The following is a 17497-nucleotide window of genomic DNA, read 5'->3' as shown; positions in this document are numbered from 1 at the left end:
AATCACATCCTTGCTACCATTCTTCTATCAGGCTTCCAGTTATTGCATTAAATATAAACGTCTTATCCTTAACTTCAATTACCCAGCATACTCTCAGCAGCTGCTCTCCCGAAACTCTGGACAAGTCAAAGTATCCTAAGTATATATTGCTTATATCCTTAATCATTTCTTCTTTTAAAGGTTTGAGTTCAGGTGCCTGGTCTGAGCCGTCATCAGGTGTATCATAATCTAAATTTTTATTAATAACATCAATAGCCGGAATTATTGCAATTTCATTCATCTGGCTTGATTGTGATTCGTTTATATTTCTTATAAATCTCTTATATGCTACTACATCATCTCCTACAACATCTATTTGCAGTGCTGCATTTGCCCTCACTCTGCTGAATAAAATTGGTCTGTCAATAATTTTATAAGAAAATATATATCTGTAGCCATGATTTCCGTCATGATCTATATTTTCTACATCACTTAAATAAACATCCTTAGGAAATCCTAAAAATCCCTCTGTAAATCCCACTGCAGCTACAAAGCTTTCATATACATCCGAGGAGTTCTCCAGTTCCGTTGTTGCATCATAAAAATCCAGAAGCCCTTCTCCCGTTATACGCAATAACTTTTGTGTTCGGTACATATACGAAACATTACCGTTTACTTCAACCGATTTTCTCACATAGTCATAATCTTTTTTGAAGTATCCTCTGGCAATTCTATTTATTGCTTCTGTATCGAACACATCAAGCTCCGACCTTACAAATATAGGATTTCGGGCTACTGTTTCCAATGGGATGGGTACCTGGATGGTTTCATTGCCTATTTTTTGATAATATGCAAATTGTGTTGAATTTTCAAAGCTATACTGTTTTATAATATCAGCTAGTTCTGATGTATCTATTGCACTGCTGGTAATTTTAATAGTATTTTCACCGTTATATATATATATTGAATTTGCATTATCTAAATCTATAATTACATTTTTTATATATTTAATTGTATCTGAAATATTTTTATTGTTAATCTGCATTTGTCCTGTAAAAATTCCGACAGGAATATTATCAGAAAAATCGAATTTTAAATATTGCGTAGGAAACGCAGGTGTAAGGGAAATATCTGCATTATTAAAAGCGGCAAATACATTGTTCAAAACCTGTACTGCCTTGCCCCACATATTATTTTCATCAGAATAATCAACCGTATAATTCTCATCGTAATTTATAACATGCTTAACGGGTTTTACTACATTCCAGATTTGTATGATGACGTTACTGATATCATCATCTTCTTCTGCCGATGTTTCGTATTTTATAAAATCCGGTAATTTAAGCCATACGTTACTGCTCAAATATACACAGCATATTACCATTACCGTTAATATAATGTTTTTTATTTTACCATGCTTCATGAACTATCCCCTTTTTTCAGATTAACTCAGGAATTGTTATGATAATTTCAGTTCCTACCTTTAGTTCTCCGTTAATGCTTATGGTGCTGTCATGAGCTTCCGCTATTTGCTTTGCAATTGACAGCCCAAGACCTGTTCCGCCTAATTCCCTGCTTCTTGCCTTATCTACACGGTAGAATCTTTCAAAAACTCTTGCCTGATCCTCCATAGGTATACCAATTCCGTCATCCTTAATGCTGATACTGACCTTGCCGTTATTTTTAGATGCGCTCAGCCATACATTCCCTCCATCGGGAGTATATTTTACAGCATTTCCGGCAATATTGAGTATTATTTGTTCAAAGCCGTCCCTGTCAAAACATATATTCATGTCATAAGGCAAGTCTACATGAAGTTTAATATCTTTGTTTTTCGCTTGTATCTGAAGCTTCTTACTTATTTCGTTAATCATTTCCGTTACATTTAATTTATCCTTTTTCCATTTTGTCTGCTCATAATCCATTCTGGATAATTTCAGAAGGTCGCTTACCAGCCTTGACATACGATCGCTTTCCGAATTTATAACATTCAAGAAATCCTCTGCCAATTGTCTTTCCTCTATGGCACCTTCAAGCAATGTTTCTGTGTAACTCTTTATGGTTGTAATAGGTGTTTTCAGCTCATGCGAAACGTTAGCGACAAATTCTCTTTGAAGCTTATCAATTTTATACTGTTCAGTTATATTTTTAAATACAATAATAACGCCGCCTACCTTATTCTGATTATTCATAAACGGTGCATAGTCAATATTATATGTTTCTCCGTTTTGCTCTAAAATTTCGGTGCCGTGATATTTTTTTGATTTTAATTTAGATAGAAGCAATTTATCATCTATACTTTTCACAACATCATCGTATTTTTCATCTTCGCTGTGCAAGGATAAAAGCTTTTTGGCAACCGGATTTGAATGTATTATATTTCCGTCAATACCAACTGTCAGAATTCCATCCGCCATATACTTAAATGTAGTTTCTAATTTGCTTTTTTCCTGTACCAAGCTGGACATGGATTGCTTAAGCTCATCAATCAGAAAGTTGAACATACTGCCTAGCTGCCCGATTTCATCATTTGATTTAACGCTTACCTTCTGATCAAAATCTCCCTTAGACATTTGCTTTGCTTTAAATGTAAGCTCTTTGATTGGCTTTGTTATTCCGGATGACAATATCAAGCCGAGAAATACGGTTAACGCCAATGCAATAATAGTAGCTTGTGTCATTATTTCCTTGGACTGGTCCACTGTTTCATATATATGCTCTATATTGTTTACTAAATAAATGTAGCCCTTTATATTTCCGTCAGAATATACAGGAAAAGACATGTGGTAAGATCTTGGATTTTCACTTTCATCATATTGATCCGGCGGTGCTATGTGTTCTGGGCTTCCGTCAAAGGATTTAGTCAATACGTAATTGTTTATTTGATTTGCATTAAAAGCACTTTGTCCGACAGTGTCAGGGACACTGCTTGCAATAATTGTCTTCTTTTCATCATTTATAATAACATAGACATATTCATTGTATCCGACCTGTATACTGTTGATATTCTGTTGGATTTTATCCGTATTGTCTGTCCAGTTGTCTGTCTTGATCGAACTGGATGTATCTATAATAGTTTTAATTCTTGTACTCATATTTTTTGTATTCATTTCGAGCTGAATCTGTTCAAGCTGACTTACAATGTAAATTCCGACTACGGACATAGCAAGAAATACAAGCAAAAAATAAATTAAAATCAATCTCCATCTAATACTTTTAAACATAACGGCTCCTCAAATGTAAGACTCTTAAAAATAGAGTTAGTGCATCTTATTTGCTTTTAAAATAGTATCCTGTTCCTCTTTTTGTAACTATATATTTATCTTCATCGGTTTCAATTTTTTCCCTCAACCTTCTTACAGTAACATCGACTGTCCTTAAGTCACCGAATTCATATCCCCAAACTTCTTTTAACAAATGTTCTCTGTTAAAAACTCTGTCAGCATTCAAAAACAGGTATTTCAATAAATCAAATTCTCTGTTTGTCAAATCTATTATTTTATTATCTTTACTTACTTCATAGGTGTTCATGTCTATCGTTAAATTACCTGCTTCAATTATTTTAGATTTCATTTCTTCATTTACATTTGAGAGTTTCACTCTCCGAAGATTCGCTTTAACTCTTGCTATCAATTCTTTATTGCTGAAAGGTTTAGTAATATAATCGTCGGCTCCTAATTCAAGCCCTGTGATTTTATCATTTTCTTCTTCCTTCGCAGTAAGCATTACAACAGGCATAACATATTCCATTCTTATTTCTTTTAATACATCAAAGCCGTTTTTCTTCGGAAGCATAATATCAAGTATTACTAACTCAGGATTCGTTTTATGAACCATTTTAATTGCTTCATCACCATCATATGCAGTTTGGACTTCGTAGCCCTCTTTCTGAAGATTATATTTAATTATCTCTGCTATTGGTCTTTCATCATCTACTACTAATATTTTAGGCATAGTTTCCTCCTATTTAAACAATTGATTTGCGATTGATGTGCAATTGACTATCTATTGCTTAGCAATTGTATTTTTACTGAAAATTATTCTCTTTTTTTATCCATTGCTAATCTATTGCCTATCCATCGTTCCTCTATTGTTAATCTATTGTAAATTATTATACCATGTTTTTAAAAAATGAACACCATCTTTAATTAAAAGCATAAATTAATTTAAGGTAGGTGAATTAAATGAGAAATTATTTTGACTATAATAAGTTGTGTCCTACTATTAAGGGACAAATTTACTCAAACGACAATAATGTCATACCGATAATCGTAAGTTATAAAGATAATAAAAAAATCAAAGAAAGTAAAATTTCTTCTTTATCAAATAAATTAAATTATACCCTGCCCATAATTAACGGATGTGCATGTGAAATGTGCATGAGCTCTATATTAGAGCTCACAGCTGATTATGATGTTGAATTTATCAGCTATGATGCTAAGGTATTTGCAGTTATGGATTTGGCAAGAGAGGCAGTCGGTGCCGAATTAATAACTAATACCGGTTATACAGGTAAAGGAGTAACTGTGGCAATTATTGATACGGGCATATCTCCACATACAGATTTAATTTATCCAACAAGCAGAATTGTCGGTTTCAAGGATTTTGTAAATGGTGAAACTAAAGCATATGATGATAATGGTCATGGCACTCATTGCGCAGGAATTTTGGCAGGAAGCGGATATTCGTCCAACGGAAAATATAGAGGCATAGCACCGGAAGCAAATATTTTAGCTATTAAGGTTTTAGATGAAATCGGAAACGGAAATACATCGGATATATTAGAAACGGTTCAATTCATAATCGACAGCAAGAAGGATTATAATACAAGAATTATTAATTTTTCATTGGGTGCTATCGCTCAATACAGGGAAAGAAGGGACCCTCTTGTTAAAGCTGCTAATCATGCTATTGAAAATGATTTTATAGTGATTGCAGCTGTAGGCAACAGCGGTCCTATGAGAAATACTATTTTATCTCCTGCTACCGGAAGACATGTAATTTCAGTAGGCGCATTGGATGACAGAGAATCAATCAGAGAAAGAATTGCTGAATTTTCAAGCAGGGGACCAACATTAGACAGAATCAGAAAACCTGATTTAATTGCACCGGGAGTTAATATTAATTCACTGTCCAACAATAATTTAAGCGGATATACATCCTTAAGCGGCACATCCATGTCAGCACCGATGGTATCAGGAGCTGCAGCACTATTATTAAATGAAAATCCTAATTACAGCCACTATGATATAAAAAGGAAGTTAGTAAATGCATGTTCAAGAATTAAAGCATCTTCCTATGAACAGGGAGCAGGTGTATTAGATATAAGCAGAATCTTCTCATAGAAACAGGGAACATTAAGTTCCCTGTTATGATAATATTGTTCCCTTTCCTATGGATTGAGCTTTTTTTAAAAGAGATTCTGATCTTTCTATAAATTGCTCTATGGTTTCACCTTCATATTCAACTATGGAACCGCATATGTTTAATTTACTTTCATAATTTAGGCTGTAATTTTCTATTTCCATCTTAATTCTTTCCATCATAATTTTAGCAATATCTAAATCCACATTGTTTAGTATGATAATGAACTTATCATTGCCATACCTTCCGACCACATCTATTTTACGAGCATTTGAGCTTAATATTTTAGCAACATCCTGAAGCATTGTATCCGCTTTTTGCATGCCGAATAATAAATTAATTTTCTTAAAATCATCTATATCTATTGTTATAAGACAGAAGTTTACTCCTTCCTCTTTATAATTTACAACGCTGTTTTTTATACACTCATTAATAAATTGGAAATTATAAAGTTTAGTCAGCGGATCAACATTCGCTCTTGACTTTAATTCATTTTCCAGAAATTTTATTTCTCTGTTTTTCTCAAGCAACAACTTCTTTGTTTGTTTTTGCTCGGTTAAATCCTGCATTGCAAGATAAAATGTATCATCTTTAAAACCAAATATACTGAATCTTACATACTTTTCGATACCGGTAACATATTGTTCGATAATTTTATGATCGCTGGTCATTGCAGCTTCACTTAATATTTGAGGCCAGTTAAATATGGAATCCACAATAGCCGGATAAACCTCAGTCATTCCTCTGTTTAGTATTTCATCAACCGGCTTACCGGTAATAGCTTCTGATTGTTTGTTTGCATAGATTGCTACAATGTCTATTTTGCCTGAATTTTTTCTTGCTATTTTGCACTGCACTATACCATCTGATATATATTCAGCAAATTCCTTCATACAACCCCCTATAATTTTAGAATTTTTTCGACAACCTTTTTTACTGTATCATAGTCAAAGCCCCTATAAATTAGATAATTCGACAATTTACTGCTTTTTTTTCGGGTATCTTCTTCCTTAATTGATTTTAACTTTTTTAATCCTAATTCATATGCTCTTTCAAATTCTTCTTCATCTGAAATTCCTTTAAGCTTGTCTTCAGTAATTTCTCTATCTACCCCTTTTTCATATAATTCTTGTGCTATTCTTCGTTTACCGTATTTGATTCCGTTAATCCTTGAGTTAACCAAGCAGTCACAGTAATATTCGTCATCTATGTATCTACGGTTCTTTAATTTTTCTATTGCCCTGTCAATAAGTTCAGGATCATAACCCTTGTCCAGCATTTTCTCTTTAAGCTGCTTTTCACTTTTCAAACTTCTTGATAAAACGGCTAAACCATAATTATACACATTGATTTCTTCCTCTGCTTTTAATATATCCTCTATAAATTCATCGCTCAATTCCATATTCTTAGTCAGTGAGTATTTAATTAAAATATTTAAATCAATGCCGAAACCAAAATTATCGTCTATGTATACATTTACTCTGTCTTTGTTTTTCTTTTGGTATTCTATTTTTGTAATCTTTTTCATAAATACCTCTTAATAAGATATTACTTATTTTATCACATAGGTCGATTTTTGGCAACTTATGCAAAAATGTCATTCCTCGACTTTGTCTAAGAATGACATTATACTCAAAATGGCATATTATTTTTTATTCAAGTTCTTCGCCATTTCTCTTAATTTTAACTCCTCTTCATCGGTTGTTTCGTCCAAAGACAGACCATGAACAACTTTATTTCCTTTGCAATCTACTGAAATAAAAGTAATAAAACCATCAACCGGTGTTGTCTTTGCCAACTCTGTAGTCATTTTCGTATATACGACAATACTGGATTTTCCTAAATGAACAACCTTACTTGTAAATGTAACTATATCGCCCTTATTAACAGGAGTTCTAAACAATAAACCATGTATGTTCAAGCATACTACATGTTTAGGATCCCCCAAAGTTGATGCTGCCGCGACAAATGCCGATTCCACAAACCATTCTGCTGTCCTTCCTGCAAACAGAGTACCGTGATGATTTAATTCTTCTGATTTAACTAATCTTGAACAAATATAATTTTTCATAAACAGACCTCTTTTTATATTGTTGAACTTAAATTCTTATTATGCCACATTACAAGCATTGGTCCTGCTAAGCAAACCGTTGAATAACACCCGCTTATAACTCCCACAAACATTGGTATTGAAAATGTCTTTATGGATTCAATATTGTAAAGAAAAGCGAGGATATATACTATTAAAATGCTTATAGCTGTTGTAGAACTTGTGTTTATTGATCTTGACAATGATTGGTTTATACTTACATCCACTAACTCTTCAAATGACTTTTTAGTGTAATACGGCTGATTTTCTCTTATACGGTCATAAATAACTATGGTATCGTTAATTGAATAACCTATAATCGTTAAAGTTACCGCTATAAACGAGTCATTTATAGGCATTTTTAAGATTATAAATGTAAAGAACACAACCAACACATCATGGAGCATTGCTATAAGTCCTATAACACCTGCCGATAAACCTGAAATTCTTTGAAATCTAAATCTTACATAAAGTATAATAAACAATGAAGTAAGTCCTACTGCTATCATCCCGTTGGTTAAGAATCTTTTACCTATAAAAGGTTCAACAACATTTGATTCAGCCAATGTAATATTTGAATTTGGAAATTCATTCCTTAAGGTCTTTTCTAATTCATCTTGCTCGCTGGCTTCAAGTCCTGCATTACCCGAAAGATTTAACACTAACTTTTTACTTTGTGTTACTAAATCTTCAGTTATCTGGACCTCCGTGTTTCTATCCAACAACTTGGTTGTTACGCTTTCTGCCTTTATTGTATCAATTTCACCTTCAAAAGAATACTTAAGAATTGCCCCGCCTTTAAATTGGATTGACAAATTAACTCCGTTTATAAATATTGAAATTATCCCTGTCAACATAATTATCAATGAAATAGTAAAGAATATTTTTCTTTTCTCATAAAATTTAATCATTTATTTCGCCTCCTTTACTTTCATTCCATAAAGGGATTTTCTTGAAAATGCATCATTCATACAAAGTGATTTTGTCATAAGCTTAGAAGCAGTAACACCTGACAGGAAGTTTAATATACATCCTACCATAAGCGTATAACCAAATGATAGCATTGAACCGGTTCCAAATATCATCATTATTACTGCCGCTGCTACAGTTGTTATATTGCCATCAAATACTGCTGAAAATGCCCTCTTATATCCTGTATCAATAGAGTATCCCAAAGACCTTCCTTCATTTAATTCTTCTTTTATCCTCTCTGATACTATGACATTGGCATCAACACCCATACCTATTGATAGAATTATACCTGCAATACCTGTAAGGGTAAGTGTTATCTGAGGTATTGAAAGTGCCAGCATCTGAACAGACACCTGCAGAAGCAATGCTAAGCATGCTATTACTCCTAATAGCCTATAATAAACCATCATAAACAAACACACAAATACGAAAGCGATAATACCGGCTTTAACCATAACGTTCAAAGCACCTGAACCCATTGTAGGAGTTATAGTACTGTGGTTTTTTGACAGTAGTGAAAAGGGAAGCGCACCTGAATTAATTTTATCTGATAATGACTTTGCTTCTTCTACGCTTTTAATGTTTTCAATAACAGCATGTCCTCCGGTTATTTTACTGTTGACATACGGTGCAGAAATCAATGTTTCGTCCATATAGATTGACATTTGTTGATTTATAAGTTTTTCTGTTGCATCAGCAAATTGTTTAGCACCTGTATCGGTAAAGGTTAAAGTAACAACAGGTTGATTTGTTCTGCTGTCTAATTGAACCTGACTTTCCTTAACCTCTTTACCTTCAACCATAATATTTCCTTCAGGATCTCTGAATGTAAGCTTTGCTGTTTCTCCGAGTTCTACTATCGCTTTTTGAGGATTAAAATCTGTTTCTCCTGATTTCCAAGGAAATCTAACTATTATATGACCGCTGTTTTTATCAACTGTTATTTCTCTGTCTAAAATATTCTGGGCATCCATTCTTGTTTCCATTATTATTCTTGCGGATTCAAGTTCACTTTCTGTAGGCAATCTGTCAAGATTAGCCGGCTCGAATACTGCCTCTACTCCTCCCCGTATATCAATTCCAAATCTAATATCCTTCATACCTCTTACATTAAATGAACCTGCATGTATCCCGAAGACAGCTACAAGGACTACGCAAATTATAAAAAGCATGACAGGAATATACATGTATTTATTGATTCTCATGTTTTTCTCCTTTGAAAAAATTGAAAGAATAATGATAAATAATAGATAAATCATTATTCTCCTTATTAGCTTATTTTACTTTTTTTCACTTGTCAACCTTAACATTACATTAACAGATATATATATTACTATTATAACTAAAAATATCGCTGCCATTCCCATCCCCATAAGCTTTAGGGAATTAATTACGTCTATATTCATATTTAACCTCCTACATTAGTCCTACAAGACCAATTATTACACCGCCTGCTATAACTGATGCAATTTGTCCGGATACATTGGCTCCTACCGCATGCATCAACAAGTGGTTTTGTGAATCTGCTTCAAGTCCCATTTTTTGAATGACTCTTGACGACATAGGGAATGCAGAAATACCGGCTGCCCCAACCATAGGATTAATTTTTTCTTTCAGGAAAAGATTTAAAAATTTAGCAAACAATGCTCCTGCCATTGTATCAAAGATGAAAGCCAACAAACCAAGTCCCATTATCAATAATGTGTTTAATGATATAAACACATCAGCTTTCATACTTGCTGAGATAGTAATTCCAAGAAGTAATGTGATTAAGTTTACCAAATCTTTTTGTGCTGTTTCAGATAAGGATCTTAAAACTCCGCATTCTCTTATTAAATTACCAAACATTAAGAAGCCAACGAGTGCTATTGATGCAGGAGCTACTAAACCGGCAATTATTGTAACTACTATCGGGAATAACAATCTTGTCATTCTTGATACACTTTTAGGATTGTACTTCATTCTTATTTTCCTGTCCTTTTCTGTAGTGCATAACTTTATTGCAAAAGGTTGAATTATTGGTACAAGTGCCATATATGAGTATGCCGCTACGGCGATAGGCCCGATATAATTACTTTTGAGAACCTGAGAAACCAATATGGATGTGGGTCCGTCTGCTGCTCCTATTATTCCTATTGATGCTGCGTCCTGAATATTAAATCCTAATAATGCGGCAACTGTTATTGTTGCGAAAATACCGAATTGTGCTGCAGCACCAAACAATAACAATCTTGGGTTTGATAAAAGCGGTCCGAAATCAATCATCGCTCCAATTCCTATAAAAAGTAACAGCGGCATCATTTCCGATGCTCCAATACCAACCTCAAATAACCAGTCAATTATTCCATGAACTTCCCCTATGCCGGGCAATACTTGATTTAAAACTCCCGACATGGGGATATTTACTAATATCGCTCCAAAGCCCATAGGAAGTAAAAGAGCCGGTTCCAACTCTTTAGCAATAGCTAAATAAATCAGTATACCGCCTATTATCCACATTAAAATTTGCTGCCATGTAATTTGTGTAATCCCTTGAATTAAAAATTCCATTTTCTGCTCCTCGTAGTATATTCCTGAGTATTCTATTACATAAAATAATTATAAGCAATTATTCACAATACGAAAAATTATTAATTTTCTGTCGAATTTAATTTAATTAACCGCTATTTGCTTATTCTATCCCTCAATCACTCCGATATTCTAACAAATACTCACCCTATCACTAAAAATGCAAGGATGATGCTTACCCCTGCATTTTTCAATCTTTTTTTGTAAATATATATTCTGTTTTGTATCCGTTATCTGTCATACTTATTGTAATATTCTGCTCTTTTTCGTTCATTTTAGTTATTACCTCCGCTTGCTTGTTTTTCAAAAGCGAAGCAGCAATTTCCTTCGTTAATGTAACTCCCTTTTCTGATAATAACTTATCTTCTTTCCACAAGGAAAACCTGCAAGAAGGAAAATTTTTATATCCTGCACAAAAAAAACTTTTTTTACTTTCAAAAATTTCTCTCCCGCATCTTGGACATATGCCTATAATCTCTCTTTTGCTTTTCTTCCCTGTATGTTCGAAGCTTACATTTTTGGTTGAACTGATTTTGCCTTCATTTATAATTTCAGCCACATATTTTTTTATATCCACAATGAAGTCCTTGGATGAACTCTCTTTCTTGGCTATTTTACCTAATTCACTTTCCCATTCACCTGTTAAGTCAGGTTTTTTAAGCTTGTCATGAACAATTTCTATAAGCTGTATACCATTTTGTGTTGGAACTAAGTTTTTCTTATTTCTCTTAATGTAACCAACCGATATGAGCTTTTCTATGATGCCGGCTCTCGTTGCAGGAGTTCCCAAACCGATTGATTTCATTTCCTCTCTTAATTTTTCGTCCTCAATCTGCTTCCCTGCCGTTTCCATAGCAGTAAGAAGGGTTGCCTCTGTGTATGATTTAGGAGGAGATGTTTTTTTAGTTAAAACCTTTATTTCCTTAGGGGTTATTTTATCTCCCTCCGTAAGATTTATATTTATCTCACCATCTTCCGACTCTTCCTTAACCTTGCCGAGCATTATATCCTCTACTTCCTTCCAACCGGGAATTACTATCTTTTTTCCTCTTGCCTTAAACTTTTCTTTGTCTATATGCAATTCAATATCAGTTTGGTCGTATTCCTGCTTTCTGTCCAATACAGCTATAAACCGGGCAACTATCAATTTTAAAATATTTGCCTCTCTTTCCGGAAGTCTGATATTATGAATATTTCGTATGTTAGGCGTAACTATAATGGCATGGTGATCGGTTACCTTTGAATCATCGATAACTCTTTTATCCGCGTTTATTTTTTGTTTGAATATTTTATCTACACAATATTTTGTATCTTCAGAATCCTTCCATCCATCCTTAATATTTTGCAGTAATCCTGCTAATTTTGACTTCATATCCTTTGTTAAATATCTTGAATCAGTTCTCGGATACGTTGCTAATTTATATTTTTCATATAGATTTTGTGCCGCATCCAAAGTTTGCTCCGCAGAATACCCGTATCTTTTATTGCCGTCTCTTTGAAGCTCCGTCAAATCATATAGCAATGGACGTTCGGTTGTTGCTCTCTTTGTATTTAATTTTGTTATAGTTCCTTCCTTACCTCTGCATTTTTCTGCTATTGCTTCTGCTTTTTCAAGCTCATCTATTCGAGTTCCGTTTTTATTGAACCAGGTAGCCGTAAACATTTCACAATCAGCAGCAACCTCATAAAAGGGCTGCGAAACAAAATTATCTATTTCCTTTTGCCTTGATACTATCAGTGATAGGGTTGGAGTCTGAACCCTGCCTATTGTAAGCATACGATTGTATTTAACGGTAAATAATCGTGTAGCGTTAATTCCCACCAGCCAATCCGCTTCTGAACGAGCTCTTGCTGATTGATACAAAGGGAAGTATTCCTTGTTATCCCTGAGGTTATTAAAGCCCTCAGCTATTGCTTCATCAGTCATGCTGCTTATCCATAACCTTTTTACCGTCTTTGTACAGCATGCATTTACATATACGTAACCAAAAATCAGCTGACCTTCACGACCGGCATCAGTTGCACAGATTAATTCATCAACATCGTCTCTGTTCATAAGAGTTTTTACAATTTCATACTGTTTTTTTGTAGATTCGTTGACAGAATATTTAAATTGCTTTGGAAAAATTGGCAGGTCATTAATATTCCAAACCTTGTACTTAGTATCATATTCTTCGGGATATGCAAGCTGAATTAAATGTCCCACGCACCAGGTAATTATGTATTCCGTGCCTTGTATGTATCCTTCTTTTGATTGCTTAATGTTTAAAACTCTGGCTATATCCTTAGCCACTGAAGGTTTTTCGGTAACTATTAATTTCATAAAAATCTTCCTTTTTTAACCTATTGCCAAAGTATTATAGCATAGGATTAATTATTTGTCCATTTTTCCGTCAATCTAAATGTACAGCCATATTTTTTTATTAACAAGATTTATACATCCACATATAATAAAAACATCATTAAAATTGGGGGGTTATTATTTGAAAGAAAAGCATTTTTTCGCAGGCAGTAACGCATCTAAAGGATTATCAAGCTATTTCGAGTCAATTTTAAATCCGGAAAAATTAAATCGGCTATACATCCTCAAGGGAGGACCGGGAGTAGGAAAAAGTTCATTCATGAAAAAATTTGCAGATAAGATGAAAGCAAAGAATTATTCCGTAGATTATATACATTGCGCAGGCGACAATGATAGTATAGACGGTATAATCGTACACGAACTGAAAATTGCTTTCGTTGACGGAACAGCACCTCATACGATTGACCCGATTCTTCCGGGGACTGCAGATGAAATCATTAATTTAGGCGAATTCCTCGATGGAGAACAATTACAAAAGCATAAATATCAAATTATCCAAATAAACCAAACCAAATCTCATTATTACAAGAGCGCATTCAAATATTTTCAGGCAGCTGCAATTATATCCGAAGAAATCAATTCCTTATACGACCAATTTATAGATAATAAAAAATTTAATGAAATGTGTAATCAAGTAATAAATAAGCTATTTCCTGTTTATTTTTGGTCCGACAAAAAAGGGAAATCTGTCAATATGTTCTCCGAAGCTTATACATCAGACGGATTTATAAGCTATACTCAGCCATTGTACCAGGATAAAAAAATTTGGGCTGTTGTCGGCGAAAATACTAATTATACTTCAAGCTTATTAAGTATAATTGCTGATGAAGCAGTAAAAAGAGGATATGATATCGAATGCTTTTACAGACCATTGGCAGCAGAAAAATTGCAGCACCTTTGTATTCCTGAAATGAATTTGATGATAATCAGCACTGAAAATCCAATTCATAATGGATATGAAGAAATTTTTGATATTCATGAATTTATGGATACGGATAAATTAAAAGCTCACATTTCTGAAATAGAAAACAACCTGTACCTGCATGATTTATTGATTAACAAGGCACTTGATAAATTATATGAAGCTAAAAAACAGCATCAGCTTTTAGAAGTATTTTATATTAACAGCATGGACTTTGATGGAGTTAACAGGGTTTTTGACAATACCATAAATAAGTACATATGAGGAATGTTCCCGACATAGGAAGGGGGACACACCTCTTCTATTGGGATAGTCTATGTGAGTAAGAGGAATGTCCCCGTATTAATTCCAAGGAGGTATATTTATGGTTTTAACTTCACTTCACTATCTTTATATAGTTATGGTAGTGATTATTTTAGGTATTATGCTTATGAAAAAGGATATTGTTATTCCATGTATTATAGGTATTTTTGCAATGGGTTATCTTTATTCGGGAAATGCTGTTTTTGCCATCCAATCTATATTTAATGCCATTATTTACGCCGGCAGTGAATTTTGGGGCATCATTGTTATTATTTCACTGGTTGTAGCAATGTCTAAAGGATTGCAGGAAATTGGTTCCGATGTTTTAATTATGTCACCGATCAAAAAGGTTATGATTAACCCATCTATGGCATTTTGGGCAGTGGGCTTGACTATGATGATTATATCATGGTTGGTGTGGCCCAGCCCGGCAGTTCCGCTTGTAGGTGCCGTGTTGTTGCCTGCAGCAGTTGCTACCGGTCTGCCCATAATGTATGTTGCCGTTGCAATGAACTTGTTTGGTCACGGTATTGCATTATCAAGTGACTTCTTTATTCAGGGTGCACCTACTATAACAGCATCAGGTGCAGGAATTGAAGCAACTGAAGTAATTGCAGCTTCTGTTCCAATTTGGTTTGCAATGTCAGCGGTTACTATAGCTGTGGCTTTCTTCATAATGCGAAAGGATATGAAAAAAAATCCTACTCTATTCCAACCTACAACAATAAATGAAACTGTTATAGTTAAAAGAGGAAAAACCACAAAGTTTATTTCAATATTAGCGCCTATTGCTTTCTTAGTTGATATTGCAGCAATGCTAAAGTACAATTTGGCAGGCGGTGATGCCACAGCTCTTGTTGGTGGAACTGCAATTTTAATAATGCTAATAATTGTTTTAACATCATTTCCTATAAAAGTGGGTTTTGAAAAGATTGCAGACTATATTAAAGAAGGATTTAAGTTTGGAATTACAGTATTTGCACCTGTTTTGTTTATCGCTGGATTTTTCTTCATTGGTAATGAGGGTGGCGCAATTGCAATATTAGGTGAAGGTGCCCCAGGCATACTCAATGATATAAGTATATCCTTATCTCAAAGCTTCCAAATGAATAAGCTGACAGCAATTTTAACTCAGACAACTGTAGCTGTAATCACCGGTCTTGATGGCTCCGGTTTCTCCGGACTTCCAATTGTAGGTACATTGGCTTACACATTTTCTAATATAGTTGATATAAATATGGCTGGATTGGCTGCTTTAGGTCAAGTCATAACTGTGTGGGTAGACGGAGGAACCATAATTCCTTGGGCTGTTATCCCTGTTGCAGCAATTTGTAATGTTAAACCACAGGAATTAGCAAGAAAGAACTTAATTCCGGTTCTCTGCGGAATTGCAGCAGCAATAATAGTAGCACTATTTATATTGTAAAAAAATACAGAGCGGATGCTGTTAATTCATAAAAGATAACAGCATCGCTCTGTAAGCTAAATCATCTCATCGCTAATCCGATTGTGATATATTTTCTTCTGTTAACAGTATTTCCAGTGCCTTTATGTACAGTGATTCCCCCGGAATGTTTCTTTCTTTAAAATAAGACAGCTTATTTTGCAAAGCCGATTTAGCATCTTTCCTTATGGTCAACTCCTTAAATGCGTCCGAAATACTTAACATAGCTTTTACTCCTTCTTCTTTAGAATCATAAAGAAATACATCAAAGAGTAAAGGAAAATCTACTACAGCATCCACAACTTCAGCAGTTGTCATCTTTTTTAATGTTTCTGACGGAATTCTACAGGCTCGAACCATTTCATCATGAGTTTTAAATGTTTTCCACTCATCATCCTGTGGTGTAACCTTGTACCTGAAAGCTTCATTTTCATCAATTGAACTCTTATTAAGTGAGCATGCAACACATATGCTTATTAATAAGATCACAATTATCAATAAGCTGATTATACTCTTTCCTTTTAACATAACAATCCTCCGGATAATAAATGATAGCTAACTAAAATCAATACTTACATAAAAATAAGCAGCCATCTTTTCTATTTTATTTCAATCCTTGCTGTTTCCAACCATTTATCTAATGAAGCTCTATTAATAATAAATCTTCCTCCCACTTTAACATAGGGAAATTCCACACCCTCTGCGTGTATGACCTTAACCAGGTCATACACGTCTAACCCTAAATACCTCGCTGCAGCATCAATATCCATAATATTATCATTCTCCTCAATAATATAATGGGATGTATCATATATACTTTGCGTCAAATTGGTTGACATATTATACATTTAAATCCTTTATTTAGTCTTAGGTAACAATTGTGTTAATAAATCACTACCTGTAAATCCTGCGGGCTGTGAAAGAGATTTTGTAAAAGTAAGTAATAATGTATATTCATTATCAACTTCATACTCTAAAATAAAAAATCCTGAACCAACTGATTTGGTTTGGCCAAGAAGATCAATAATATTAAAATAATTCATATCAATGGTTATTTGTCGTACCTTTTCTGAACTTACCGATGCAACTGAATTAATAGGTTCATATTCCTTCATTATTTTTTCCTCCTTTTTATTCCCCCATATTTTTATGCTTATTAATAAAATAAAAATAGAAAAAATTATAATCATTAATATAGGCAACATTCCTTTTCTATTGAAAAACATTTTATTAACCTCCTTACCTTACTATGCAATAACAAGATACTATTTGTTATAATAAATTATAATAATTATATTATATACTTTATTAATAAATTCTCATAGAATAAATAAAAACAAATTCATTATTAAATTCAGCTTTTTAATGATAGTCCTATGTGATTTACTTTATTTTATATTTTTAAATGCTTTGATCGTCTAATATACTGCTACGTAATAAATTTTTTATTATGTTGACTAAAACTTTCATATAGCAATTCTACAACAAAAGCGA

At 33.7% G+C, this 17497-nt stretch carries 17 protein-coding genes; 3 read left to right on the top strand and 14 right to left on the bottom strand.

Going from position 1 to position 17497, the window contains the following annotated elements; all coding sequences use genetic code 11:
* Positions 1-13 precede the first annotated feature (13 nt).
* Genes RT412_RS01480 through RT412_RS01470 form a run of 3 tightly spaced genes read right to left on the bottom strand, consistent with a single transcriptional unit; the run spans position 14 to position 3933 of the window.
* The gene (locus RT412_RS01480) at positions 14-1402 is read right to left on the bottom strand and encodes a hypothetical protein (RefSeq protein WP_313339607.1); all 1389 of its coding nucleotides are present in this window, start codon (positions 1400-1402) and stop codon (positions 14-16) included.
* A 16-nt stretch (positions 1403-1418) separates the two neighbouring features.
* Complete coding sequence (locus tag RT412_RS01475; RefSeq protein ID WP_313339605.1) at positions 1419-3203, bottom strand: ATP-binding protein; 1785 nt, start codon at positions 3201-3203, stop codon at positions 1419-1421.
* A 46-nt stretch (positions 3204-3249) separates the two neighbouring features.
* The gene (locus RT412_RS01470) at positions 3250-3933 is read right to left on the bottom strand and encodes a response regulator (protein ID WP_313339603.1); all 684 of its coding nucleotides are present in this window, start codon (positions 3931-3933) and stop codon (positions 3250-3252) included.
* Between the two features lie 230 nt (positions 3934-4163).
* On the opposite strand from RT412_RS01470, the gene RT412_RS01465 reads away from it, so the two are divergent.
* Positions 4164-5324 carry a S8 family peptidase gene (locus tag RT412_RS01465; protein WP_313339600.1) on the top strand — a complete coding sequence of 387 codons (1161 nt, stop codon included), beginning with the start codon at positions 4164-4166 and terminating at the stop codon, positions 5322-5324.
* 24 nt (positions 5325-5348) lie between these two features.
* Here the strand turns inward: RT412_RS01465 and RT412_RS01460 are convergent, their stop codons facing one another.
* The 8 genes from RT412_RS01460 to RT412_RS01425 form a co-directional block, all read right to left on the bottom strand.
* A complete protein-coding gene (locus RT412_RS01460) occupies positions 5349-6236 on the bottom strand; it encodes a GGDEF domain-containing protein (protein WP_313339597.1) in 888 nt (295 codons plus the stop codon).
* A gap of 8 nt (positions 6237-6244) precedes the next feature.
* Complete coding sequence (locus RT412_RS01455; RefSeq protein ID WP_313339594.1) at positions 6245-6871, bottom strand: RecX family transcriptional regulator; 627 nt, start codon at positions 6869-6871, stop codon at positions 6245-6247.
* A 117-nt stretch (positions 6872-6988) separates the two neighbouring features.
* Positions 6989-7414, bottom strand: a complete 426-nt coding sequence (locus RT412_RS01450; protein ID WP_313339591.1) for a hotdog domain-containing protein — start codon at positions 7412-7414, stop codon at positions 6989-6991.
* Between the two features lie 14 nt (positions 7415-7428).
* Positions 7429-8343: a protein translocase subunit SecF gene (gene secF, locus RT412_RS01445; protein ID WP_313339589.1), complete on the bottom strand. Its 915-nt coding sequence runs from the start codon at positions 8341-8343 to the stop codon at positions 7429-7431.
* Positions 8344-9609 (bottom strand): protein translocase subunit SecD, encoded by a 1266-nt coding sequence (secD, locus tag RT412_RS01440; protein WP_313339587.1) that lies wholly within the window; start codon positions 9607-9609, stop codon positions 8344-8346.
* A 75-nt stretch (positions 9610-9684) separates the two neighbouring features.
* Positions 9685-9810 carry an OadG-related small transporter subunit gene (locus RT412_RS01435; RefSeq protein WP_313339585.1) on the bottom strand — a complete coding sequence of 42 codons (126 nt, stop codon included), beginning with the start codon at positions 9808-9810 and terminating at the stop codon, positions 9685-9687.
* A gap of 10 nt (positions 9811-9820) precedes the next feature.
* On the bottom strand, positions 9821-10954 hold the full coding sequence (locus RT412_RS01430; protein WP_313339582.1) for a sodium ion-translocating decarboxylase subunit beta: 1134 nt from the start codon (positions 10952-10954) through the stop codon (positions 9821-9823).
* Between the two features lie 208 nt (positions 10955-11162).
* Positions 11163-13295, bottom strand: a complete 2133-nt coding sequence (locus RT412_RS01425; protein WP_313339580.1) for a DNA topoisomerase 3 — start codon at positions 13293-13295, stop codon at positions 11163-11165.
* 160 nt (positions 13296-13455) lie between these two features.
* On the opposite strand from RT412_RS01425, the gene RT412_RS01420 reads away from it, so the two are divergent.
* Positions 13456-14520, top strand: coding sequence for a hypothetical protein (locus RT412_RS01420; RefSeq protein ID WP_313339578.1), 1065 nt, complete (start codon positions 13456-13458; stop codon positions 14518-14520).
* Positions 14521-14620: 100 nt separating this feature from the next.
* Positions 14621-15985 carry a hypothetical protein gene (locus tag RT412_RS01415; protein ID WP_313339575.1) on the top strand — a complete coding sequence of 455 codons (1365 nt, stop codon included), beginning with the start codon at positions 14621-14623 and terminating at the stop codon, positions 15983-15985.
* A gap of 72 nt (positions 15986-16057) precedes the next feature.
* Here the strand turns inward: RT412_RS01415 and RT412_RS01410 are convergent, their stop codons facing one another.
* From RT412_RS01410 to RT412_RS01400, 3 genes are all read right to left on the bottom strand, one after another.
* Positions 16058-16531: a hypothetical protein gene (locus RT412_RS01410; RefSeq protein ID WP_313339572.1), complete on the bottom strand. Its 474-nt coding sequence runs from the start codon at positions 16529-16531 to the stop codon at positions 16058-16060.
* A gap of 71 nt (positions 16532-16602) precedes the next feature.
* A complete protein-coding gene (locus RT412_RS01405) occupies positions 16603-16773 on the bottom strand; it encodes a helix-turn-helix domain-containing protein (protein WP_313339569.1) in 171 nt (56 codons plus the stop codon).
* A gap of 87 nt (positions 16774-16860) precedes the next feature.
* Positions 16861-17118, bottom strand: coding sequence for a hypothetical protein (locus RT412_RS01400; RefSeq protein WP_313370029.1), 258 nt, complete (start codon positions 17116-17118; stop codon positions 16861-16863).
* Between the last annotated feature and the right edge of the window lie 379 nt (positions 17119-17497).

The organism is Sedimentibacter sp. (assembly GCF_032080165.1).
GTDB lineage: Bacteria > Bacillota > Clostridia > Tissierellales > Sedimentibacteraceae > Sedimentibacter.
The sequence above is the reverse complement of the archived record's forward strand: the minus strand, read 5'-3'. Positions and strand labels throughout refer to the sequence as shown.